Raw genomic sequence first — 21,561 nt, forward strand, 5'->3', positions numbered from 1 at the left:
ACTCGGCGTTTTCACCTAGTTGACTCGTCCGCGCACTCTGCCCAAACTGCGTTCCATGCGGTGTGATCACACATCACAACGACAACCGGCATGCCTTTGGGAGGTCTTCTCGTGGCGACTCGCGCATCACCGGACTTACCGGCACTCGAACTGGTTGCACGAGAGACGATGGCGAGCCGCGTCTACACGCAGTTGAGGGAAGCGATCATGACGGGACGCTTCGCGCCGGGGCAGTTGCTGAGCCTGCGCAGCGTCGCGGAAGCGGTCGGCTCGTCGACGATGCCGGTACGCGCCGCGCTCACCCGCTTGCAGGCGGAAGGCGCGCTGATCGACGGACCCGGCCGCGCGCTCATGGTCCCGCCGATGACGCTCGAACTGCTCGAAGAACTCCGCGACGTGCGCATCGCGCTCGAAGGCGCGGTGGCCAAACGCGCGGCTTCGCGGATGACCCGCTCGCATCTCGCTTCGCTACAGGACATCTTCGACGAGATGGATGCTCACGTGGAAGCGGGCGACGTGGCCGCCTACCTGCGCAGCAACTTCAGATTCCATAGCGCGATCTACGCGCACGGCGCGAGCGAAATCACCCAGGCGACGATCCAGAACCTCTGGATGCGCATCGGGCCGTTTCTCAACCTCGTCGCGCCCGACATTCCCCACATGCGCCGTTCGATGGCCGCGCATCGTCATATCGTCGAGGCGCTGTGGCGCGGCGACGGCGAGGGTGCGCGCGCCGGTATCGAGGAAGACATCGGCGACGCCGCGGCCGATTTGCAGGAGCGCCTGCAAAGCGCCACGAGCGACGAAGCAAGCGACGACGGCGGCGGCAATCTGGCGCAGGCCTGAATCGAAGAAAATTCGTACAACGAATGAAAACAAACGGAGACGGACAATGACGGTTCTGCAGATGCTGAAGCCGCACGCGGGCTTGCGCGTGCTCATCACCGGAGGCGCATCGGGCATCGGGCTCGTGATCGCGCGGGCGTTCGTCGATGCAGGCGCGCGCGTCCATGTATGCGATGCAAGCCAGCAAGCGATTAACGAACTCGCCCACGCAGAAGCGGGCGCGGAGTTGAATCCGATCACGGCGACGCTCGCCGATGTCTCGGATCGCGACGCGGTGGAGCGCGTGTTCGCGGACGTGCAAAGCCAGCTCGGCGGGCTCGATGTGCTCGTGAACAACGCCGGCATTGCCGGGCCGACCAGCGGCATCGACGAGATCGACGTCAAGGCGTGGGAAGACACCGTCGATGTCAATCTGAACGCGCAGTTCTACTTCGCGCGCCGCGCGGTGCCGCTGCTGCGCGAAGCGAGGGAAGGCGGCACGATCATCGCGCTGTCCTCGGTGGCCGGGCGTCTCGGCTACGCCTTCCGCACGCCTTACGCCGCGACGAAATGGGCCGTGGTCGGCATGACCAAGAGCCTCGCGATCGAACTGGGTCCCGACAACATACGCGTCAATGCGATCCAGCCGGGCATCGTGAAAGGCCCGCGCATCGAGCGGGTGATCGACGCGCGTGCGAAGCAGCTCAATCTCTCTTACGAGGAGATGGAGAAGCAATATCTCGCCAAGATTTCGCTGCGCCGCATGACGACGCCGGAAGAAGTCGCGGCCACTGCGCTCTTTCTGTGCTCGCCTGCGGGCAGCGGCATCTCGGGACAGGCTATCTCGGTCTGCGGCAACGTCGAAGTTCTCTAAACGCACGAGGATTCCATGGCAACGAAACGCAAGGTCATCATCACCTGCGCGCCGACCGGCGCCATTCACACGCCGTCGATGTCGCCGTATCTGCCGGTCACGCCGCAGGAAATCGGCGATGCCGCGCTCGCCGCCGCCAAGGAAGGCGCCGCGATCATCCACCTTCACGCACGCGATCCGAACGATGGCCGTCCGACGCAGGACCCCGCCGTGTTTCAGGAATTCCTGCCGCGCATCAAGGCGGAAACCGATGCCGTGATCAACCTGACGACCGGCGGCAGCCCGCACATGACGGTGGCCGAGCGCCTGAAGCCCGCTCATCACTTCCAGCCGGAGGTGGCGTCGCTGAACATGGGCTCGATGAACTTCGGCCTCTATCCGATGCTCGATCGCTTCAAGGAGCTCAAGCACGACTGGGAGCGCAAGCATCTCGAGAACAGCCGCGATCTCGTGTTCAAGAATACGTTCGCGGATATCGAATACATCCTGACTTCGTGCGGCGCGAACGGCACGCGCTTCGAGTTCGAGTGCTACGACATCTCGCACTTGTACAACCTCGCGCATTTCGTGGATCGCGGGCTGGCGAAGCCGCCGTTCTTCGTGCAGAGCGTGTTCGGGCTTCTGGGCGGCATCGGCGCGCATCCGGAAGACCTCGCGCACATGAAGCGAACCGCCGATCGCCTCTTCGGCAGCGATTACGTCTGGTCGATTCTCGGCGCGGGCCGCAACCAGATCGCGCTCGGGTCTATCGGCGTCGCGCAAGGGTCCAACGTGCGCGTCGGACTGGAAGACTCGCTGTGGATCGAGCCCGGCAAGCTCGCCGATTCGAGCGCGGCGCAGGTGCGCAAGATCAAACAGGTGATCGAAGGGTTGTCGCTCGATATCGCGACGCCCGCTGAAGCGCGCCAGATGCTGCAACTGAAGGGCGCCGACAACACCAACTTCTGACCGGGAGCGCACAGTGAGCGCGAAGCTGAAAGTCGTCGCGATGCCGACGGGATGGCTCACCGTCGATCGGTCATCGCAAGTCTATGGCCGTTACTTCGGCCAGCAGATCAAGGTGCCGGTGTGGTCCACGGCCATCGTCGGCGCGGGCAAGAAGATCGTGGTCGATACCGGCATACACGATCCGGGCTGGGTTTCCAGCTTCGTCTGCCCGTGCGATCAGGCGCCGGAAGAAAGGCTGGAACGCGCGCTGAAGGAATACGTCGGCTGGAGCGCGGACGAGGTCGATATCGTCATCAACACGCACCTGCACTACGACCACTCCGGCGGCAATACGCTCTTCAAGAACGCGCGATTCATCGTGCAGGCGCAGGAATGGGAATACGCGGGTCGCCCGCTGCCGACGCAGGCCACGTATTACCAGGAGTTTCTGATCGGCCGCGAGCCGCTCGCGTACTTCCGCTGGCAGTTCGTGCACGGCGTCGCCGATATCGTGCCGGGCGTGCGCGTCGTGCCGACGCCGGGTCATACGCCGGGCCATCAGTCCGTCGCCGTGGATACGGAAGAAGGCGTGGTGCTGATCGCGGGCGATTGCGCGAACTGCATGGAAAACATCGTCGATCTGGTGCCGGTCGGCATCGTGCACGAGACGCTTGCCGAGATGGGCTCGCTCTCGCGCATACGCCAGATCGCCGACTTCGTGATTCCCGGACACGATCCCAACGTCGTGCCGGGAAGCGCGGGCATCGCATTGCCGGCGAGCGCGCGCTTGCCGCATGTAGTGAAAGAGGCGTAAGTCCGAAAGCAGTCAAGAAGACAACCAGCGGAGGAAGACATGAAAGCATGGACGAATACGATCCGTCATGCGGGCCGGGCAGCGCTCGGCCTCGCGATGGCGACGGCGCTCGCGATGTCGGGTAGCGCGCACGCAGCGGGCAAATACAAGGTGTTTCTGTCGATGAGCTACGTCGGCAACGACTGGCAGACGGAAGCCGCGAACATGGTCAAGGCCATGGCGAACACGCCGGCGCTTAAAGATAAGGTCGATCTCGAAGTGCAGGTCGCGGGCACCGATGCGCAGAAGCAGATTCAGCAGATCAACTCGATGGTGCAGGCGGGCGCGAAGGCCATCATCATCTATCCGATCTCGCCCACTGCGCTGAATCGCGCGATCAAGAATGCCTGTTCGAAAGGCGTGGTCGTCGCGGCGTATGACGCCGAAGTGACCGAGCCGTGCGCGCACAACGTGAACATCGACCAGCATCAGGCCGGCACCGTGACCGCGGAATGGCTCGCGAAGACGATCAACGGCAAGGGCAACATCGTGATGATCAACGGCGTGCCGGGCACCTCGGTGGACCGCGCGCGCACCGAAGCCGCGAAGGCCGTGTTCGCGAAGTATCCGGGCATCAAGATCGTCGCGGAAGGCACCGGCATGTGGAGCCAGGCGACGGCCAAGACCGAACTCTCGAAGATTCTCGCCACCAATAGCTGGGACAAGATCGACGGCTTGTGGATGCAGGTCGGATGCTTCACGGCGGCGTCGATGCAGCTCGACGCGGGCATCGCGGACGACAAGATCAAGCCGTGCGCGGGCGAATCGTCGAACGGGCATCGCGTGCAGATGCTGCCGCCGGGCGAGGTCAAGGGACAGGGCGCGTATCGCTCTATCGGCTACCGGTCGATCTCGTATGGCGCGCCGCCGTATTCCGGCGCGATGGCGCTCAAGATGGCTGTCGCGAAGCTCGACGGCAAGGACTTCCCGCAGCACATCACGCTCAAGCTGCCGCTCGTGGAGAACGGCCAGTCGAAGCTGTGCAAGACCGGCAGCATCGACGAACTGAAGGCGGGCTGCACGGCCTTCAGCCCGGACAAGGTGCCGCCGGGCTGGTTCGCGGACATCTACTCCGAGGACACGAAGGAAGTCGGCTTCAACGCGGCGCTCACGGGCAACCAGGACTAAGGGCGCTCATCATGAACGACGCATCTCTGGCGATCGATCTATCGAACGTGACGAAGCGTTTCGGCGCGACGGTCGCACTCGACGGTGCGTCGTTCCGCGTGAAGCGCGGCGCGGTGCACGCGCTGCTCGGTGAGAACGGCGCCGGCAAATCCACCACGGTCAAGCTGTTGTCCGGGTTGATGCAGCCGGACGAAGGCAACATCCGCGTGATGGGCGCGGAAGTCGCCATGCGCGGACCGAAGGACGCGCATCGGGCGGGCGTGCAGACCGCGTTTCAGGAAATGACGCTGGTGCGCGATCTCACGGTCGCGCAGAACCTGCTGATGTCGTATGAGCCGACGGGTCTCTTCGGGCGCATCAAGAAGCGCGAAGCGCAGCGGCAGGCGTCGGAGTGGCTGGAAAAGCTCGAACTCTCCGACGTGCGTCCCGGCGCGTATATCCGCGACCTGTCCTTGCCGGTGCGACAGAAGATCGAGATCGCGAAGGCGATCGTGCGCGGGCCGCAAGTGCTGCTGCTCGACGAGCCCACGTCCGCGCTTTCCGGGCGGGACGTCGCGTGGTTGTCGCGCCGCATCGATGAACTGAAGGCGAAGGGCGTGACCTTCGTGTTCATCTCGCACCGCATGCAGGAAGTGCGCGAGTTCTGCGACAGCCTTACCGTGTATCGGAACGGTCGCGATGTCGGCGAGTTCGATGCGGCCGATATTACGGATGACGAAGTAATTAAGCTCGTCATCGGCAGATCGCTGGAAGCGAAGTATCCGCCGAAGATGGAGCCGCCCGCGCTGCGTGAAGCGGCGCCGAAGCCGCCTGCGATGGAGTCGCGCGGCGTGCGCGTGGACGGCGTGGTGACCGACTTCGATCTCGTGCTCAAGCCTGGCGAGGTGCACGGCATTGCCGCGTTGCAGGGAATGGGGCAGCGCGAGCTGTTCGAAGCGCTGTTCGGCGCGACGTATGTCGACGACGGGCAAATCCTCATCGACGGCAAGCCGGTCACGCTCACCTCCACCGCCGATTCGCTCAAGGCGGGCGTTTCGACGAGCTTTCTGCCGGAGGATCGCAAGACCGAAGGCTTGTTCCTTCGGCTGGCGGGCGGCGACAACGTGTCCCTGCCGGTGATCGGTCGTTATGCGCGCTTCGGGCTCATCGACCGCAAGCGCGAGCAGGCCGCCATCCGCACGTCGCTCGCGCAGATGGAAGTCAATCCGCGCGCGCTCTATAAGCCGTGTCTGTCGTTCTCGGGCGGCAACCAGCAGAAGATCGCGATGGCGAAATGGCTGCTCACGCAAAGCCGCGTGTGGCTGATGTTCGATCCGACGCGCGGCATCGACGTCGGCACCAAGCATCAGATTTTCGTGCTGATGCGCGCTTTCGCGGCGGCGGGCGGTTCCGTGCTGTTCTATTCCACCGATGTCCCTGAGCTCGTCAACGTCTGCGACCGCGTGTCGGTGATGTATCGCGGCCGCAATGTCGGCGAGCTTTCCGGCGACGCGCTCACGGAAGAAAACGTGATGCGCAAGATGCTTTCGACTTGAGAGGTGCTTCCATGAAGGTAGCCATTGCGTCGCCCGACAGCGAGACCGTCAAGCCGGGCACGGGAACGGGATGGGGCGCGCGTCTGGACCATCATCGCGGGCTGATCATTGCGTTCGGCGCTTTGTGCGCCATGCTGGCCGCTTGGGTTGCGCTGTCCGCGACGCCGGTGGGCATGTACGACCTCGGCTCGGTCATTTCCAGCGCGACGACGCTCGCGCTCGCGGCCATCGGACAGACCATCGTCGTGCTGACCGGAGGCTTCGACTTGTCGGCCTCCGCGGTCGTCTCGCTCGCGAATGTGCTTGCAGTGCGATTCGTGCAAGGCACGCCGCTCGAACAATGGATGGGCGCGGCGCTCATCATCGCGATCGGCGGCGGCATCGGGCTCGTCAACGGCGCGCTGATCGCCTGGTTCCGCCTGCAGTCCATCGTCGTCACGCTCGCGACGATGTTCATGGTGCAGGGCATGACGCTCCTGATTCAAAACAAGCCGGGCGGCAGTGTCGGCGAGCAGTTCGGCGCATTCCTCACGTCCGATCTGATTCCCGAGAAATTGCCGATGTCAGCAGGAGTCCTGATCGTCGCGTTGTTGATCTGGGCCTTCGTGAAGCGCACGCGCTTCGGCGTGGGCCTGTACGCGCTCGGCAGCGATCCCGACGGCGCGTTCGCCAACGGCATGCCGGTGACACGCTATCGCATGGCGACGTATGCGCTCGCCGGCATGTTCTACGCGGCGGCGGGGCTGTACGTGTCGGCGCAGACCGGTTCCGCCGATCCGCTCGTGGGCCGTCCGCTGCTGCTGTCGATGTTCACTGCCGTCGTGCTCGGCGGCACCTTGCTCGGCGGCGGGCGCGGCGGCTGCGTCGGCACCGTGTTCGCCGCGATGACGCTGATGATCACCGTGAATATCCTGCTGGTGCTGAACGTATCGGCGTTCTTCACGACGATCGCCGAGGCGGTGATTCTGATTCTCGCGGTGCTCGGTGCGTCGATCGGCAAGGAATCGGCGGCGCGTGAGTCCATGCGTCACGCGGCGCAGTGGCTGAAGGCGGTGCGAACAGGCACGCGCGTCACGAGCGACACGCGGGCGCGGCGCGTGACGTTCCAGGTGAACGACTTCCGCCCGATCGAGAACACGGAGCTCAAGGGCCGCGCGATCGGCGACTGGATCGAGCGCAATCGCGAATGGGCGAAGTATGTGCTGCCCGCCTATCTGCTTTTCATCGGAGTCGTTGCGGTCACGGGCGTTGTGTACGGGCCGGGCGTGCTCTTCAGCGCGAACTTCTATAGCAGCCTGCTCACGCTCACGCTGTTCCTCGCGATTCTCGGGCTCGGCCAGGGCGCGGTAATCCTGACCGGCGGCCTGGATCTGTCGATGCCGTGGCTCATCACGCTCTCCGGCGTGCTGCTGACGGGGCTCACGCACGGCGTCAATGGCGCGGCCGCGTGGGCCGTGCCGGTCGTGCTGGGCGTAGGCGTGCTCGTGGGGCTTTTCAACGGCATCGGCGTCGTCATGCTCGGGCTGCCGCCTATCGTGGTCACGCTCGCGGCCAACGGACTGCTGCAAGGCCTGACGCTCATCTACTGCAACGGCTCGCCGCAAGGCTGGGCGCCGTCGGCGGTCAGCGACTTCACCAATGGCCGGCTCGGGCCGCTGTCGCTCGCCGCGTGGAGCGTGCCGGTGTTTCTCGCGTTCGCGCTATTGCTTTTGCATCGCACGCCGTTCGGACGCCGCATCTATGCAGTCGGCAACTCGCAAATCGCGGCGAAGCTCTCGGGCGTGCGCGTGGGCGCGGTCCTGATTGCCGTGTACTGCGTCTCGGCCGTGTGCGCGGCGCTCGTCGGGCTGCTGCTCGCGGGCTTCAGTTCGCAGGCATTCCTCGGCATGGGCGATCCTTACCTACTGCCGTCCATCGCGGTCGTCGTGGTGGGCGGCGCGCTCATCACCGGCGGACGCGGCCATTATCTCGGCGTCTTCGGCGGCGCGCTGCTGCTGACGGCGCTGGGCACGCTGCTCGCCGGCACGACGGTTCCGCCGGCAGTGCGCGACATCATCAACGGAGTGGTCGTGCTGGCTGCCGTCATCACGCTGCGCGACAAACGCGCCTGACATAAGGAGAGCGAAATATATGAGCACGAGAGAGATAGCGGTGATCGGGTCGGGGCGGATCGGCCGCGCATGGGCGATCGTGTTCGCGCGCAGCGGCTTTACCGTGAAAATCCACGATGCGTCGCGAGACATGCTGTCGGGCGCGATCCCCGCCATTCGCGAGAGCGTCGAGGATTTCGCTTCCTTCGGCCTGATCGACGAGAGCGTGGACCGTATCGTCGGGCGCATCGAGGCGTGCGATTCGCTCGCCGAAGCGGTGGCCAACGCGGATCTGGTGCAGGAGAACATCGCCGAGATCGTGGAAGTGAAGCGCACGATGTTCGCCGAACTCGACCGCCTGACGAAGCCCGAAGCGCTGCTCGCCAGTTCCACATCGGGGCTGCCCGCGTCGACGTTCACGGAAGGCCTGGAGGGTCGCGCGCGGTGCCTCGTCGCGCATCCTGTCAATCCGCCGTCGCTCGTGCCGCTCGTCGAGCTCTGCGGCACGCCGTGGACGTCGCAAGAGACGCTGCAACGCGCGCGCGCGATCTACGAGGAAGCAGGACAGAGCCCCGTCACGGTGAACCGCGAAATCTCGGGCTTCTTGCTGAACCGCATTCAGGGAGCGGTACTCGACGAGGCGTTGAGCCTTTACGAGCAGGGCTACGCGAGCGCCGCCGATCTCGACACGGTCATGCGCGATGGGCTTGCCATGCGATGGTCGTTCATGGGCCCGTTCGAAACCATCGACCTGAACGCGCCCGGCGGCGTGGCGGATTATGCGTCGCGCTACGGCGGCACCTATCGCAGCATCGCGGATACGCGCGTGCCGTTCTCGTGGTCCGAAGAAGCCATCGCCAGGCTGCACAAGCAGCGCCGCGAGCAGCTTCCGGCCGACCAGATCGAGGCGCGCAGCCGGTGGCGCGATCGCCGTCTGATGGCGCTGCTCGCGCACCGGCGCGCCGAGAAGAACAAGAACGACTGACAGAACGAACCCATCAAGGAGACGACGATGCCCGAAGTACGCTTGCTGGTCGATGCCAATAATCACCTGGGCGAAGGACCGCTCTGGGACGTGCGCGAAGATCGGCTCTACTGGATCGACAGCACGGCAGCCGAAATCTACAGTTGCCGTGCGGATGGAAGCGAGGTCACGCGTTACTTCGTGCCGCATCATATCGGCTCGATGGCGTTGCGCGAGAAGGGTGGCGCAGTCGTGGCGCTCGCCAACGGTCTGCATTTCTACGACTTCGAGTCGCAGACCGTCGAGTTCATCGCCGATCCCGAATCCGACGATCCCGAGACGCGCTTCAACGACGGCAAGGTGGATCGGCGCGGCCGCTTTATCGCGGGCACGATGGCTTACGACTTCGACCGCTATTTCGCGGATCGCGGCCAGCGTTCGACGCGCAGCGGCGCGTTGTACCGGCTTGACACCGATGGCCGCGTGACGCGGCTCGACAGTGGCATCACCTGTTCGAACGGTCCGTGCTGGAGTCCGGATAATCGCACGTTCTATTTCACGGACACTTACAGCAAGGAGATGTACGCCTACGACTACGACATCGAAACGGGCGGCATTTCGAACAAGCGGCTTTTTGCATCGGCCCGGAACATGGCGGGCACCTTCGATGGCGCGACTGTCGACGAGGAGGGTTATATCTGGTCGGCGCTGGTGTTCGGTGGGCGCATCCTGCGCTTCTCGCCGGATGGAAAGCTCGATCGCGTCGTGCCGTTTCCGGTGCGCAATCTGACGAGCGTGATGTTCGGCGGCGCGAATCTCGACACCCTGTACGTATCGACCATGGGCCGGCCCATGTGGGGCATTCCGCAGAAAGAGCAGGACAAAGGCGGATTGTTCGCGGTGACAGGACTCGGCGTGCGAGGGCTTCCCGAGCCGCGTTTCGCTGGATGAATGCTGCTATGCGGCGGAGCGCAACGCGATGACCCGCGCTCCGCTCCGCCGCTTGCGCCTTACTTCGCCACCTGCTCGCGCCACTTGTAAGCCTGTTGCCAGCCGAGCAAGCGCTTGAGCTTCTCGTTGCTGAGCAGGGTTTCGGATTCCGCCAACTGCTTCTTCACCGGCACGTTCGGATAGAAGCGCTTCAGCAATTCAGCGGTGGGCAGATCGGACGAGACGTCGTCGGCGGCGACGTTCATGACCTGGAATCCCAGACCGTCCTTCTCGATACCGAGGCGCGCGGCCGTCGCGAGGTCGCGTCCGTCGATGTAGCTCCATGCAATGCGCTTTCTCAACGCGGGATTCTCCAGCCACGCCGGGAATTTCTGGTAATCGGCGGGATCGAGCACGTTGCCGATCCGAAAGCAGTAGATATCCGCGCCCGTGCGGGCGTGAAACGCTTTCGCCGTGATTTCGTTGATGACCTTCGACGTGGCATAGCTGTCCATCGGATCCACGGGATATTCTTCGTCCAGCGGGAAGTACACGGGGTCGCGATGCCGGTGTGCGAACACCACGCCGTATGTCGTCTCGCTCGATGCGACGATCACCTTCTTGATGCCGAGTTTCGACGCCGCATCGAGCACGTTGTAGGTGCCCATAACGTTGATGCGAAAGACTTCGTTGTCGGTCGTGACCAGAATGCGCGGAATCGCCGCGAAATGCACGATGGCGTCGATCGGCTTGGGCTCGATGTCGTCGTCGAACTCCTTCGGCGTCGTCGTGGATGCGAGCGCGTTGAAGACCTGTCCCGCGTCGGTGATGTCGGTAATGAGCGTGCGAGCGGTGCCCTTCGCCATGGGCACGCGGTCCACGTTCAGCACTTCATAACCGTGCGCGACCAGATCCTCCACCACCCACTTGCCGGCCAGGCCGCTACCGCCGGTCACAATCACTCGCTTCGTCATGCTGCGCTCCTTTGAATTCGATAAGTGTGTGCGCGCATCGTAGCCGTTCTTGGCGCTCCATTTCTGTGACGCGCGTCATAGCGGCGCGCGAGTTGTTCTACGGGTCATCCCCGATGCCCGACTATGACGCGCGTCACAGATTTGCCGTTTCCGTCGCGCCTATGATCGGCCTCAGCCTGAACGGAGGAGCGATCGGTGAGCGCACTATCGTCGAACAAAGCGTCGAAGAAAGCGTCGGATGAGCCGCAGCCGCAGTCATCACGCGGGGTGGCACTGCTGCGTGCCTGTATGCGCATCCGCGAGCTGAACGTACTCTCCGTGGTGTTGCTGGTCGGACTGCTGATCAGCGCGTTCTCGCCGTACTTTCTCACCACCAATAACCTGATGGGCGTGTTCCGCTCATTCTCGCTCGTGGCGCTCATGTCCATCGGCATGATGCTCGTCATCATCACGGGCGGCATCGATCTCTCGGTCGGCTCCGTCATGGGGCTGTCGTCGCTCGTGACGGCGCTCGCCTTTCAGCACGGCATGACGGCATTCGCCGCGGTTCTATCGGGGCTCGCGGTCGGCGTGATCGTCGGCGGCTTCAACGGCCTGATGATTACGTGGATACAGTTGCCGCCCTTCATCGCGACGCTCGGCACCTTGTCGATCGGGCGCGGGCTCATGTACATCATCACGAAGGGCGTACCGGTTACGCCTGACGTGCCGGATGCGTTCACGTACATCGGGCAGGGTTATATCGGCTTCGTGCCGTTTCCGGTCGTCATCCTGCTCGCCATGACCGGCGTGTTCTCCGTCGTCATGCGACAGACGCGCTTCGGCCGTCACGTCTACGCGACGGGCGGCAACGAAGTGGCCGCGCGATTGTCCGGCGTGCGCACCGCCCGCGTGAAATTCTCGGTGTACGTGCTGTCCGGACTGATCGCGTCGATGGCGGGCGTCATCGCGTTCTCGCGCTTCGTGTCGGCGGAACCGGCGTCGGGATTCGGCGCGGAACTGGACGTGATCGCGGCGGCGGCCATCGGCGGCGCGAGTCTTTCGGGCGGCGCGGGCAGCGTCGAAGGCGCGATCATCGGCGCGGCGCTCGCCGGCATCATCACCAACGGCGTGGTGCTTCTCAACATCGATACCTATGCGCAGCAGGCCATTACCGGCTGCGTGATCCTGATTGCGGTGAGCATCGACATATGGCGCGTGCGCCGCAAAGGGCCCTGAATTGAGCCTGATCGACAGAAACCATAACGGGAGACGAAGCATGAAGACCACGCCAAGAATCATCGCGGGCTTGACGCTCGCGCTTTGCGCCACGCTCGGCAGCGCTGCACACGCAAAGGAGGGAAAGGACATATCGGTCGCCGTGATTCCCAAGGTCGCGGTGCCGTTCTTCGACGACTGCAACAAGGGCGCGCAGTCCGCCGCGGACAAGGCCGGCGTCAAGTATCAATGGGTCGTGCCGCAGAACACGCAGGGCTCGACGCAAGTGCAGATCATCGAAGACCTCATCTCGCGTCACGTGGATGGCATCGCCATTTCCGTGAACGAGCCCAAATCGGTCGAAGGCGTCATCAAGCGGGCCGCGCAAAGCGGCGTTAAGGTCCTGACCTATGATTCGGATTCGCCGAAGAGCGGCCGCTCGATGTACATCGGCACGAACAACGTGCAGGCAGGCGAGACGATGGCCGACACGATGGGCCGTGCGCTGAACGGCAAGGGCGAGGTCGCGATCGTGACGGGGCAGCTCGGCGCGGTGAATCTCAACGAGCGCATCGCCGGCATCAAGAAGGGCCTCGCGAAGTACCCCGGTATCAAGATCGTCGAGACGCAGGGCACGGATGACGACCTCGCGCGCGGCGTGTCCGTTGTCGAGACGACGCTGCGCGCGCATCCGAACCTGAACGGCATCTTCGGCGTGAGTCAGGTCGGCGGCCCGGCGGTGGCGAAGGTGCTCAATACGAAGGAATTCGGCGCGATGAAAGGCAAGCTCGAAGTGCTCGCCTTCGACGACCTTCCGGATACGCTCAAGGGCCTGAGAGATGGCTATATTCAGGGCATCATGGTGCAGCGTCCGGTGACGATGGGCTCCCTCGCGGTTCAGCATCTGGTCGCGCAGATACAGGGCAAGGAAACGCAGGAGAAGGACATCGACACGGGCGTCACGGTGGTGACGAAGGACAACATCGGCAGCTACACCAAATGACACCCGCCGGCGACCGTACGAAGCCCTTTCTGGAGATGCGCGGCATCTCCAGAACGTTTCCCGGCGTGAAGGCGCTCGACCACGTCGATCTGGCAATCTACAGGGGCGAAGTGCTCGCGCTCGCCGGCGAAAACGGCGCAGGCAAGAGCACGCTCATGAAGGTGCTGACAGGCGTGTATGCGCCCGATCCCGGCGGCGTCATTCTCGTCGAAGGTCGCGAAGTGACGATCGCGGACAGCAATCATGCGCGCGCGCTCGGCATCAATATCATCTATCAGGAACTGGCGGTCGTCGAGAATCTGACGGTCGGCGAGAACATCTTTCTGGCGAAGGAGCCGCTTACGCGCTTCGGCCTCATCGATCGCGCACGCATGCATCGCGAAGCGCGCGAGGTGCTGCAGATGATCGACATGGACGTCGATCCGGCGACGCGCGTGAGCGAACTGAGCGTCGGCCAGCGGCAGATGATCGAGATCGCGAAGGCGCTGTCCGCGCAGTCGAAGGTCATCGTCATGGACGAGCCGACCGCATCGCTCAGTCATCACGAAACAAGCGTGCTGCTGGGACTCGTCAAGCGCTTGCGCGAGCGGGGCATTGCCGTCGTCTACATCTCGCATCGGCTCGAAGAGGTCTTCGAGCTCGCGGATCGCGTGACCGTGCTGCGCGACGGCCGCACGGTCAGCACCATGCCGATCGAGCGCGTGACGCGTGAAACGCTCGTGCGTCAGATGGTCGACCGCGAGTTGAGCGAGCTCTATGGCGAGCCGCAATCGCACGCGACGGGCCATCCCGTGCTCGAAGTGCGCGATCTTTCGCTCAGGCAGAGCAAGTCCGCCGATGCACGCATACGCGATATCAGTTTCACGCTGCATCGCGGCGAAGTGCTGGGTATCGCGGGGCTCGTCGGCTCGGGACGCACCGAGATCATGGAGATGATCTTCGGCATGCGCCCGTCAACCGGCTCGATTCTGATGGAGGGCAAGCCAGTCGCGATCCGCAATCCCCACGATGCGATCCGCGCGGGCATCGGCTTCGTCACCGAGGACCGCAAGGCGCAAGGCCTCGTACTTGGCATGAGCGTGCGCGAGAACTTCAGCCTCACGCATCTCTCGCGCTATTCGCCGTTCCAGTTCGTGCAGCAGGCGCGCGAGCGGTCGAGTTGCGCGGAGTACGTGCGCATGCTCGGCATCAAGACGCCGGGCGTCGAGCAGAAAGTGGTGAACCTGAGCGGCGGTAATCAGCAGAAGATCGTCATCGCGAAGTGGGTCGCGCGCCAACCCAAGGTGCTGATCGTCGATGAGCCCACGCGCGGCATCGATATCGGCGCGAAGGCCGAAGTGCATGCGCTCATTGCGCGGCTCGCGTCGCAGGGCATCGGCGTGATCGTGATCTCGTCGGACCTGCTGGAGGTACTCGCCGTGAGCGATCGCATTCTGACCGTGCGCGAGGGGCGCATTAGCGGCGAGTTGCGCCGCGAGGAAGCCACTCAAGAGAAGGTAATGGCGCTTGCCACTGCCTGACAATCACTCATTCAAACGTTAGAGAGAAGCATGGTAAAGATCGTCGTAGTGCATACCGGGCCCGTTACCGTCGAGCCGCTCAAGGCGCAATTCGCAGAGCAGTTGCCGGGCGATCGCGTCATCAATATCGTGGACGACAGCCTGCTTACCGATGTGCGCGCAGCAGGGCGCCTGACTCCCGAAGTGACCGCGCGTCTCTATGCGTACATGTCGAGCGCGCAGGGCATGGGCGCGGACATCATCCTGAATGCATGTTCATCGGTCGGCGAAGCGACGGATCTGCTTCGCGGCCTCATTCGCACGCCCATTGTCAAAGTGGACGAGTCGATGGCCGAAGAAGCGAGCGCGCTCGGCGCGCGTGTCGGCGTCGTCGCGACGGTGTCGACCACGCTCGAGCCCACCGTCCGTCTCATTCGCAGCAAGGCGGCCGAGCACGGACGGCAGGTCGACGTGACCGAATGCATCGCGCAAGGCGCATTCGAGGCGCTGCTCGCCGGCGACGCGGGCCGGCACGACGACATCGTGAAACGCGCGATCATCGAACTGGCCGATCGCGTCGACGTGATCGTGCTGGCGCAAGTGTCGATGGCGCGTCTCGTGCCCGCGCTCGGCTCGCTGGCGGTGCCGGTGCTTTCGAGCCCGCAAAGCGGCGTGGCCGCCGTCAAGCGGGCGCTCGCGAATAACGCTTAAGCCGTCGCGAGCGCGTGCGTTCTGCCGATGAAGCGCGAAACGAACGCGGGCGTCAGCACGATCTTGCGTTCGCGCATGTCGACGAGACCTTCGGCCTTGAGCTCGCTGATATGCCGGTTCACCGATTCGCGCGACGTGCCGATGAATTCCGCGAGCTTGTCCTGCGCGATCGGCAGGTCGATGAGAATCGCATCGCCCTGATCGGCGTAATCGCACGCAATGCCCACTTGTCCCGAGAACATCACGAGGATGTTGGTGAGCCGCTTGCGCACGTCGTGCAGCGAAAGGTTCTCGATCAACTGCTGCGCTTCCTGCCAGCGCAGATAGTGATTGCGCAGCACGAACTGGTTGATGACGTCGTAGCGCGCGAGCAGGTCCTTGAAATCCTGCTTGCGGATGAAGCAGACCATGCTCGGCGCGAGTGTCTGTGCGTGATGCGAATAGTTCGCCTGATTCAGCACGTCGCCATCGCCGAAGATCATGCCGGCCTTTACGAACGCCAGCGTGATTTCCTGACCGTCCTCGGTCAGCCGGTATAGCCTGACGCTGCCGCTCTTCAACAGATAGACGTGCTCGCTCGACTCATCGGGGCGATAAACGATGGTGTTCTTGCGCAGCGTGCGGTGATCGCTGAACGCGGGCATTACCTCGTCGAGGCAATTGCGCTGGATGAGTGAAAGCAGTTCGCTCTTGCCGACAAACCACATTGCCGTCTCCTTGGGGTTGCCTTTCGATCGGCTCTCTTTCCGGGCGCTCGTTTCGTGGCGCATGCGGAGCCGTATTTCAGGACGGCTCATTCTACACACGCAAGCATCGGTCGGTCTCTCATGCCGCGTGCGTTGCACCGCATTTTTTTCCTCATGAAGCGATGCGCGTTATTGCAATGCGACGAGCGCATGCGCCAGCGCGGGCGGGATTGCGTGACGAAAAATGCTGCAGGCGCGGAATGTCGCTCAAGTGGACGAACGCATGCGGCTAAGGGAAAATCCCGACAAGAACATCAGACGTCTGATGTATATTTGACCTCATGAGACCTGCGGGAGCCCCATGCGTTTAAGCGTCGAGCGTTCGATGAGCGACAAGATCCAGGAGTCGCTTCTTACGATGATCCGCGAGCGCAAGCTCAAGCCCGGCGACCAGATTCCGACGGAAATCGAGCTATGCGAGCTGCTGGGCGTGGGGCGTTCGAGCCTGCGCGAAGCGGTCGCGCAAATGATCTCGCATGGACTGCTCGAACGCGTGCAAGGCAGAGGAACGTTCATCAGACAAATTTCGCTCAAGCTGCAAGGCGGGCTGGATGATCTGATGTCCGTGACCGACATGATCAAGAGTGTCGGCGCGGTACCGTCGACGAGCCGCATCCGCATGGACATCGTCGGGGCATCGGAGAGTCTTGCGGAGAAGCTGGGTATCGAGGCAGGCGACGAATGCGTGCGGATCGAGCGCGTGCGCCGCGCGGACGACGCCATTGCCGCGTACTGCATCGACACCATCCCGAAGACGCTGTTCGATGCCGCGGACGGAGAACTGGGTGAGTCGCTCTTCGGCATGTTCGCGCGTACCGGGCGCCGTTTGTCCCACACGCATACGTCGATACAGCCGACCATCCTCACGCCGCGCGATCTGCCCGAACTGGGCGATGGCTTCGGTCTGTTTCTGCTGCTGGACGAAGTAGATTTCGATCAGAGCGGCGAGCCGCTTTGCTATAGCAACGACTACTACAACACGAGCATCTTCAAGTTCGACCTGGTGCGCAAACGTCGCTGAAGCGTTCCGCTGACCTGCGCGCTCAACACATCGGAGGAGACACCGATGGAGTTCGAAGCATTTACCGCAGCCGCACTTGCCGATTACCTCGGCGGCATCCCCGAAGTGCGCGCGCGGCTGGGCGATCCCGATGATCTGGAGATCGTCGAAGTGGGGGACGGCAATCTCAACTTCGTGTACTTCGTGACCAATGCGAAGGCGCGCGAGCGCAGCGTCGTCGTGAAGCAAGCGCCGCCGTTCCTGCGGCTCGTCGGCAAGAACTGGCCGCTGTCCTGCCAGCGCATGGAGCATGAAGTCGCGGCGTTGCGACGCTTCGGCGCGTTGTGCCCGCAGCATGTGCCGCAGGTCTTTCACGCCGACAGCAAGCGCTTCCTGATGGTCATGCAGCATCTCTCGTCGCATCGCATCTTGCGGCACGGGCTCATGGACGGCGTGCGGTATCCGCTGATGGCCGAGCATCTGTCGACGTATCTCGCGCAGACGCTCTTCTTCGGCTCCGATCTCTATCTCGCGCCCGACATCAAGAAGCAGGCCGTGGGCGCCGCCGTGAACGCGGAGTTGTGCAAGATCACTGAAGACCTCGTGTTCACGTTTCCGTTCGAAGACCATCCGTCGAACGTCTACAGCGCGGCCTTGCCGAGGTCCGCGCTCGAACGCCTGCGCACCGACGATGCGTTGCGCCTGGCCGCCGCCGACATGAAATGGGCCTTCATGAATCATGCGGAAACGCTGCTGCACGGCGACCTGCACACCGGCTCGATCATGGTCAACGAGCGCGAGACCTATGTCATCGACCCGGAGTTCGCCTTCTACGGGCCGATGGGCTTCGACATCGGCGCGCTGATCGCCAACCTGCTGCTTGCGTATTTCTCGCGCGATTATCACGGCCGCGTCGATGGCGGCGAACCCGGCGCGTATCAGGAATGGCTGCTCGATCAGACGGCGCGGATCTGGAACGGCTTCAGCGCGAAGTTCCTCGCGCTCTGGCGCGATCACGAAAGCCGAAGCGGCCGGCCCTTTATCGGCGGATCGGCGGATAGCCGCGCGGCCGACGCATACCGCACGCACTTCATGCGGCGGCTTCTGGCGGACACGCTGGGCTTCGCGGGCTCCAAGATGATCCGGCGCATCGTCGGCATGGCGAAGGTCGCGGAGATCACGCGCATTCCCGACGCCCATGTCCGCGCGCAGATCGAAGTGCGCTGCCTGCGCTGCGCCGAAGCGCTGCTCGTGCAGCGCGCCGCTTTGACCGGCATCGAAGATGTCACCCTGCTCGCGCGCGACATGCAGCGCGAGGCCGTCGAACAACGCTGACTGGAGCATGAATGAATTCGCAGCCCTTGTTTCCTGCGCTCGCGCCCACCATCGAGTGGCGTGACGGCAAACTGCTGCTGCTGAACCAGACGCGGCTGCCGCACGAGATCGTGGTGGAGCATGTCGCCGATGCCGCCGCCGTGTGGCGGGCCATCCACGAACTGCGCGTGCGCGGGGCGCCTGCCATCGGCGTCGCGGCGGCATATGGGCTATGCGTCGCAATGCAGGATGCGCGCGCGTTGCCCGTGGCGCGATTTCGAGCGGAACTCGAACGGCGTGCCGCGTGGCTCGACAGCGCGCGTCCCACCGCGGTGAATCTGAGCTGGAGCCTGAGGCGCATGGTGCGGCGCGCGCGCGAATGCGACGCGCAGGATGGCGCGGCGCTCTACGACGTGCTCGTCGACGAAGCGAAGCGCATCCACGAGGAAGACATCGCGCTATGCGAAGGCATCGGCCAGCATGGCATGTCCCTCATCCGGCCGGGCAGCGGCGTGCTCACGCACTGCAATGCAGGCGCGCTCGCGACCACCGGTCTAGGTACGGCGACGGCGCCGATTTACGCGGCGCATCGCGCGGGCGTCGCATTCAACGTCTTCGCCGATGAAACGCGGCCCCTGCTGCAAGGCGCGCGTCTCACGGCGTTCGAGTTGCAGCAGGCGGGCGTCGACGTGACGCTCATCATGGATGGCGCGGCGGCTTCGATCATGTCGCAGGGTCTCGTGGATCTCGTGATCGTCGGGACGGATCGCGTCGCCGCGAACGGCGACTTCGCGAACAAGATCGGCACGCTGGGGCTCGCGATCGCCGCGCGCCACTACGGCATACCGTTCTATGTCGCGTGTCCCTCTTCGACGCTGGATTTCTCGACGGCGACGGGCGAGCGCATCGAGATCGAGGAGCGCTCGGGAACCGAGGTCACGCATCTCGCCGGGCAGCGTATCGCGCCGGACAACATCAAGGCGCGCAATCCGGCTTTCGACGTGACGCCGCACGCCCTCGTCACCGGCTTCATCACGGAACGGGGCATCGTCGAAGCGCCGTTCGAGCGTTCGCTCAGAAACCTCTTTGCCGCCGAAGGCAACGCGGCATGAACGCGACGGATGAGGACACGCTGCGCCGGGGCATCGTGGAAACGGCGCTCGAAATGGAACGCCTCGGCATCAACCAGGGCACGTCGGGCAATGTCAGCGCGCGTCTGGGCGACGGCTTGCTGATTACGCCGAGCGGCGTTCCGGCACGCGAGCTGGATGCCGCGAGCATCGTGTATCTGCCGCTTCACGTGCGCGACGACGATGACGTGCTTCGCTCGAAACGGCCTTCGTCGGAATGGCGTATTCATCGCGATCTGCTGCGCGCGCGCCCGGACATGCATGCGGTCGTGCACACGCACTCGACGGCGGCAACGGCGCTCGCCATTCACGGCCGCGATATCCCGGCGGTTCACTACATGGTGGCGGCGGCGGGCGGCGCGTCGATACGCTGCGCGCCGTATGCGCTCTTCGGCACGCAGGCACTATCGGACCATGCGCTCGCCGCGCTGGAAGGAAGACGCGCGTGTCTGCTCGCGCATCACGGTGTCGTCGCGCTCGGCGCGGATCTCGCGCGCGCCGTGTGGCTCGCGCATGAAGTGGAAGTGCTCGCGAGGCAATATCTGCTCGCGTTGCAACTCGGCACGCCGCCTGTCCTGAGCGACGAGCAGATGGACGACGTGCTGGAACGATTCAAGACGTACGGCAAGCGCAGCAAGGACGATTGAAACCCCGCGACACGACCTGAAGCTAACGGCAATGAACAACTCATACAAAGGAGACAGTGATGGCCTGGAGTTCTGCACGATTCGATAGTTGGGGAACGTTCGGCAAATCCACCGGGGCGCTGCTGCTTTGCGCCGCCGCGCTCGCGGGATGCAACAAGAGCGAAAACACATCGTCGGGCAGCAGTGCCGCCAAGAGCGCCAGCGAAAGCGCGAGCGCGCCGGCAAGCGCGCCGGCAAGCGCAGCGGCGAGCGCCCCGGCGGCGGCCGCCGCGAGCGGCGCCAAGCCCAAGATCGGCTTTTCGATCGCGACGTTGAACAACGCGTTCTTCGTGGGCCTGAAGGCCGGCGTCGAGCGCGGCGCGAAGGATCAGAACTTCGACCTCGTGCAGACCAACGCGAACGGCGATGCGCAGCAGCAAGTGAACGATGCGCTCAATCTGCTGAGTCAGGGCGTGACGGCGCTCGTGCTCAATCCGATCGATTCGAAAGCGATCATCCCGGCCGTCGAGAAGGCGAACCAGATGAACATTCCCGTCTTCACGCTCGATCGCGGATCGGATGGCGGCAAGGTGACGTCCTTCGTCGCGTCGGACAACGTCGCGCTCGGCCAGACGGCGGCGAAGTGGATCGCGGAGCAGCTCAAGAAGCGATACGGCTCGGAGAAGGGCAACGTCGTCGACCTGATCGGTCTCGTCGGCACCACGGCGGCGACCGATCGCGAGAAGGGCTTCAGCGACGAGATCGCGAAGTATCCGGACATCAAGGTCGTGGCTCGCCAGGAAGGCGCATTCGACCAGGAGAAGTCGCTCAACGCGATGACCAACATCCTGCAGAAGTATCCGCAAATCGACGCGGTATTTGGCGCCAACGACGACAACACCGTGGGCGCGGAAAAAGCCATCGACAACGCGGGGCGCTACAAGCCGCTCGACGACAAGGCGCACATCATGGTGATCGGCGCGGACGGGACGGCACAGGCTCTCTCCGCGATTCGCGCGGGCAAGCAGGACGCGACCATCTCGCAGAACCCCATCAAGATGGCGGCGAAGTCGTTGCAGTTCATCGCGGACTTCAACGCGAAGAAGGACGTCCCCGCGAATTATGCGTGGCCGACCATGCTCATCGACAAGTCGAACATCGACTCGGACGCGGTCAAGCAATACGGCCTCTGGTCCGAAGAAGTGAAGCAGTAAGGCCAACCGGCGGCCGCGCTT

The 21,561-nt window shown here is 63.8% G+C and carries 20 protein-coding genes; 18 read left to right on the plus strand and 2 right to left on the minus strand.

Annotated elements, in window-relative coordinates; genetic code table 11:
• Positions 1-90 precede the first annotated feature (90 nt).
• The 9 genes from HWX53_RS16150 to HWX53_RS16190 are packed head-to-tail and all read left to right on the plus strand — an operon-like array spanning position 91 to position 10,147.
• Positions 91-846, plus strand: a complete 756-nt coding sequence (locus HWX53_RS16150) for a GntR family transcriptional regulator (protein WP_175942643.1) — start codon at positions 91-93, stop codon at positions 844-846.
• 46 nt (positions 847-892) lie between these two features.
• On the plus strand, positions 893-1,699 hold the full coding sequence (locus HWX53_RS16155) for an SDR family oxidoreductase (RefSeq protein WP_175942645.1): 807 nt from the start codon (positions 893-895) through the stop codon (positions 1,697-1,699).
• 15 nt (positions 1,700-1,714) lie between these two features.
• Entirely contained in the window at positions 1,715-2,647 is a 933-nt protein-coding gene (locus tag HWX53_RS16160; RefSeq protein ID WP_175942647.1) for a 3-keto-5-aminohexanoate cleavage protein, read from the plus strand.
• A 13-nt stretch (positions 2,648-2,660) separates the two neighbouring features.
• Positions 2,661-3,440, plus strand: coding sequence for an N-acyl homoserine lactonase family protein (locus tag HWX53_RS16165; protein ID WP_175942649.1), 780 nt, complete (start codon positions 2,661-2,663; stop codon positions 3,438-3,440).
• A 39-nt stretch (positions 3,441-3,479) separates the two neighbouring features.
• A complete protein-coding gene (locus HWX53_RS16170) occupies positions 3,480-4,607 on the plus strand; it encodes a sugar ABC transporter substrate-binding protein (protein WP_175942651.1) in 1,128 nt (375 codons plus the stop codon).
• Between the two features lie 11 nt (positions 4,608-4,618).
• Positions 4,619-6,142 (plus strand): sugar ABC transporter ATP-binding protein, encoded by a 1,524-nt coding sequence (locus tag HWX53_RS16175; RefSeq protein WP_175942653.1) that lies wholly within the window; start codon positions 4,619-4,621, stop codon positions 6,140-6,142.
• Positions 6,143-6,153: 11 nt separating this feature from the next.
• Positions 6,154-8,253 (plus strand): ABC transporter permease, encoded by a 2,100-nt coding sequence (locus HWX53_RS16180; RefSeq protein ID WP_175942655.1) that lies wholly within the window; start codon positions 6,154-6,156, stop codon positions 8,251-8,253.
• A 19-nt stretch (positions 8,254-8,272) separates the two neighbouring features.
• A complete protein-coding gene (locus tag HWX53_RS16185) occupies positions 8,273-9,217 on the plus strand; it encodes a 3-hydroxyacyl-CoA dehydrogenase (RefSeq protein ID WP_175942657.1) in 945 nt (314 codons plus the stop codon).
• Between the two features lie 27 nt (positions 9,218-9,244).
• Positions 9,245-10,147, plus strand: a complete 903-nt coding sequence (locus tag HWX53_RS16190) for an SMP-30/gluconolactonase/LRE family protein (RefSeq protein ID WP_175942659.1) — start codon at positions 9,245-9,247, stop codon at positions 10,145-10,147.
• 59 nt (positions 10,148-10,206) lie between these two features.
• Here HWX53_RS16190 and HWX53_RS16195 read toward each other — a convergent pair whose 3' ends face one another.
• Complete coding sequence (locus HWX53_RS16195) at positions 10,207-11,100, minus strand: NAD(P)-dependent oxidoreductase (RefSeq protein ID WP_175942661.1); 894 nt, start codon at positions 11,098-11,100, stop codon at positions 10,207-10,209.
• A gap of 288 nt (positions 11,101-11,388) precedes the next feature.
• Between HWX53_RS16195 and HWX53_RS16200 the strand changes: the two genes are divergently transcribed.
• From HWX53_RS16200 to HWX53_RS16215, 4 genes are read left to right on the plus strand one after another with little or no spacing between them, the layout of a single operon-like run.
• A complete protein-coding gene (locus HWX53_RS16200; RefSeq protein WP_244140192.1) occupies positions 11,389-12,318 on the plus strand; it encodes an ABC transporter permease in 930 nt (309 codons plus the stop codon).
• A 40-nt stretch (positions 12,319-12,358) separates the two neighbouring features.
• Positions 12,359-13,300, plus strand: a complete 942-nt coding sequence (locus HWX53_RS16205) for a sugar-binding protein (protein WP_175942662.1) — start codon at positions 12,359-12,361, stop codon at positions 13,298-13,300.
• Positions 13,297-14,820, plus strand: a complete 1,524-nt coding sequence (locus HWX53_RS16210) for a sugar ABC transporter ATP-binding protein (protein WP_175942663.1) — start codon at positions 13,297-13,299, stop codon at positions 14,818-14,820. Before HWX53_RS16205 ends, HWX53_RS16210 begins: the two co-directional genes overlap by 4 nt.
• 30 nt (positions 14,821-14,850) lie before the next feature.
• Positions 14,851-15,510: an aspartate/glutamate racemase family protein gene (locus HWX53_RS16215; RefSeq protein WP_175942664.1), complete on the plus strand. Its 660-nt coding sequence runs from the start codon at positions 14,851-14,853 to the stop codon at positions 15,508-15,510.
• Here HWX53_RS16215 and HWX53_RS16220 read toward each other — a convergent pair.
• The gene (locus HWX53_RS16220) at positions 15,507-16,217 is read right to left on the minus strand and encodes a Crp/Fnr family transcriptional regulator (protein WP_175942665.1); all 711 of its coding nucleotides are present in this window, start codon (positions 16,215-16,217) and stop codon (positions 15,507-15,509) included. The genes HWX53_RS16215 and HWX53_RS16220 overlap by 4 nt on opposite strands.
• A 364-nt stretch (positions 16,218-16,581) precedes the next feature.
• Here HWX53_RS16220 and HWX53_RS16225 point away from each other — a divergent pair, with 364 nt between their 5' ends.
• The 5 genes from HWX53_RS16225 to HWX53_RS16245 are packed head-to-tail and all read left to right on the plus strand — an operon-like array spanning position 16,582 to position 21,540.
• Positions 16,582-17,277, plus strand: coding sequence for a GntR family transcriptional regulator (locus HWX53_RS16225; RefSeq protein WP_244140150.1), 696 nt, complete (start codon positions 16,582-16,584; stop codon positions 17,275-17,277).
• A 45-nt stretch (positions 17,278-17,322) separates the two neighbouring features.
• On the plus strand, positions 17,323-18,591 hold the full coding sequence (gene mtnK, locus HWX53_RS16230; RefSeq protein ID WP_175942667.1) for an S-methyl-5-thioribose kinase: 1,269 nt from the start codon (positions 17,323-17,325) through the stop codon (positions 18,589-18,591).
• An 11-nt stretch (positions 18,592-18,602) separates the two neighbouring features.
• Positions 18,603-19,682, plus strand: coding sequence for an S-methyl-5-thioribose-1-phosphate isomerase (gene mtnA / locus HWX53_RS16235; RefSeq protein ID WP_175942669.1), 1,080 nt, complete (start codon positions 18,603-18,605; stop codon positions 19,680-19,682).
• The gene (locus HWX53_RS16240; RefSeq protein WP_175942670.1) at positions 19,679-20,347 is read left to right on the plus strand and encodes a class II aldolase/adducin family protein; all 669 of its coding nucleotides are present in this window, start codon (positions 19,679-19,681) and stop codon (positions 20,345-20,347) included. Before mtnA ends, HWX53_RS16240 begins: the two co-directional genes overlap by 4 nt.
• Positions 20,348-20,406: 59 nt before the next feature.
• Positions 20,407-21,540: a sugar ABC transporter substrate-binding protein gene (locus tag HWX53_RS16245; protein WP_175942673.1), complete on the plus strand. Its 1,134-nt coding sequence runs from the start codon at positions 20,407-20,409 to the stop codon at positions 21,538-21,540.
• Positions 21,541-21,561: the final 21 nt, after the last annotated feature.

The sequence above is a fragment of the Caballeronia sp. BCC1704 genome (assembly GCF_902833455.1).
In the GTDB taxonomy this organism is placed as follows: Bacteria; Pseudomonadota; Gammaproteobacteria; order Burkholderiales; family Burkholderiaceae; genus Caballeronia.

Excerpts from the sequence above, each read along its gene's own strand:
- HWX53_RS16180 (WP_175942655.1), top strand. The coding sequence starts at position 6,154 with ATGAAGGTAGCCATTGCGTCGCCCGACAGCGAGACCGTCAAGCCGGGC.
- HWX53_RS16240 (WP_175942670.1), top strand. The coding sequence starts at position 19,679 with ATGAACGCGACGGATGAGGACACGCTGCGCCGGGGCATCGTGGAAACG.
- HWX53_RS16160 (WP_175942647.1), top strand. The coding sequence starts at position 1,715 with ATGGCAACGAAACGCAAGGTCATCATCACCTGCGCGCCGACCGGCGCC.
- HWX53_RS16150 (WP_175942643.1), top strand. The coding sequence starts at position 91 with ATGCCTTTGGGAGGTCTTCTCGTGGCGACTCGCGCATCACCGGACTTA.
- HWX53_RS16195 (WP_175942661.1), bottom strand. The coding sequence starts at position 11,100 with ATGACGAAGCGAGTGATTGTGACCGGCGGTAGCGGCCTGGCCGGCAAG.
- HWX53_RS16215 (WP_175942664.1), top strand. The coding sequence starts at position 14,851 with ATGGTAAAGATCGTCGTAGTGCATACCGGGCCCGTTACCGTCGAGCCG.
- HWX53_RS16170 (WP_175942651.1), top strand. The coding sequence starts at position 3,480 with ATGAAAGCATGGACGAATACGATCCGTCATGCGGGCCGGGCAGCGCTC.
- HWX53_RS16225 (WP_244140150.1), top strand. The coding sequence starts at position 16,582 with ATGAGCGACAAGATCCAGGAGTCGCTTCTTACGATGATCCGCGAGCGC.
- HWX53_RS16200 (WP_244140192.1), top strand. The coding sequence starts at position 11,389 with ATGCGCATCCGCGAGCTGAACGTACTCTCCGTGGTGTTGCTGGTCGGA.
- HWX53_RS16245 (WP_175942673.1), top strand. The coding sequence starts at position 20,407 with ATGGCCTGGAGTTCTGCACGATTCGATAGTTGGGGAACGTTCGGCAAA.
- HWX53_RS16205 (WP_175942662.1), top strand. The coding sequence starts at position 12,359 with ATGAAGACCACGCCAAGAATCATCGCGGGCTTGACGCTCGCGCTTTGC.
- mtnA (WP_175942669.1), top strand. The coding sequence starts at position 18,603 with ATGAATTCGCAGCCCTTGTTTCCTGCGCTCGCGCCCACCATCGAGTGG.
- HWX53_RS16210 (WP_175942663.1), top strand. The coding sequence starts at position 13,297 with ATGACACCCGCCGGCGACCGTACGAAGCCCTTTCTGGAGATGCGCGGC.
- mtnK (WP_175942667.1), top strand. The coding sequence starts at position 17,323 with ATGGAGTTCGAAGCATTTACCGCAGCCGCACTTGCCGATTACCTCGGC.
- HWX53_RS16220 (WP_175942665.1), bottom strand. The coding sequence starts at position 16,217 with ATGTGGTTTGTCGGCAAGAGCGAACTGCTTTCACTCATCCAGCGCAAT.
- HWX53_RS16185 (WP_175942657.1), top strand. The coding sequence starts at position 8,273 with ATGAGCACGAGAGAGATAGCGGTGATCGGGTCGGGGCGGATCGGCCGC.
- HWX53_RS16175 (WP_175942653.1), top strand. The coding sequence starts at position 4,619 with ATGAACGACGCATCTCTGGCGATCGATCTATCGAACGTGACGAAGCGT.
- HWX53_RS16155 (WP_175942645.1), top strand. The coding sequence starts at position 893 with ATGACGGTTCTGCAGATGCTGAAGCCGCACGCGGGCTTGCGCGTGCTC.
- HWX53_RS16190 (WP_175942659.1), top strand. The coding sequence starts at position 9,245 with ATGCCCGAAGTACGCTTGCTGGTCGATGCCAATAATCACCTGGGCGAA.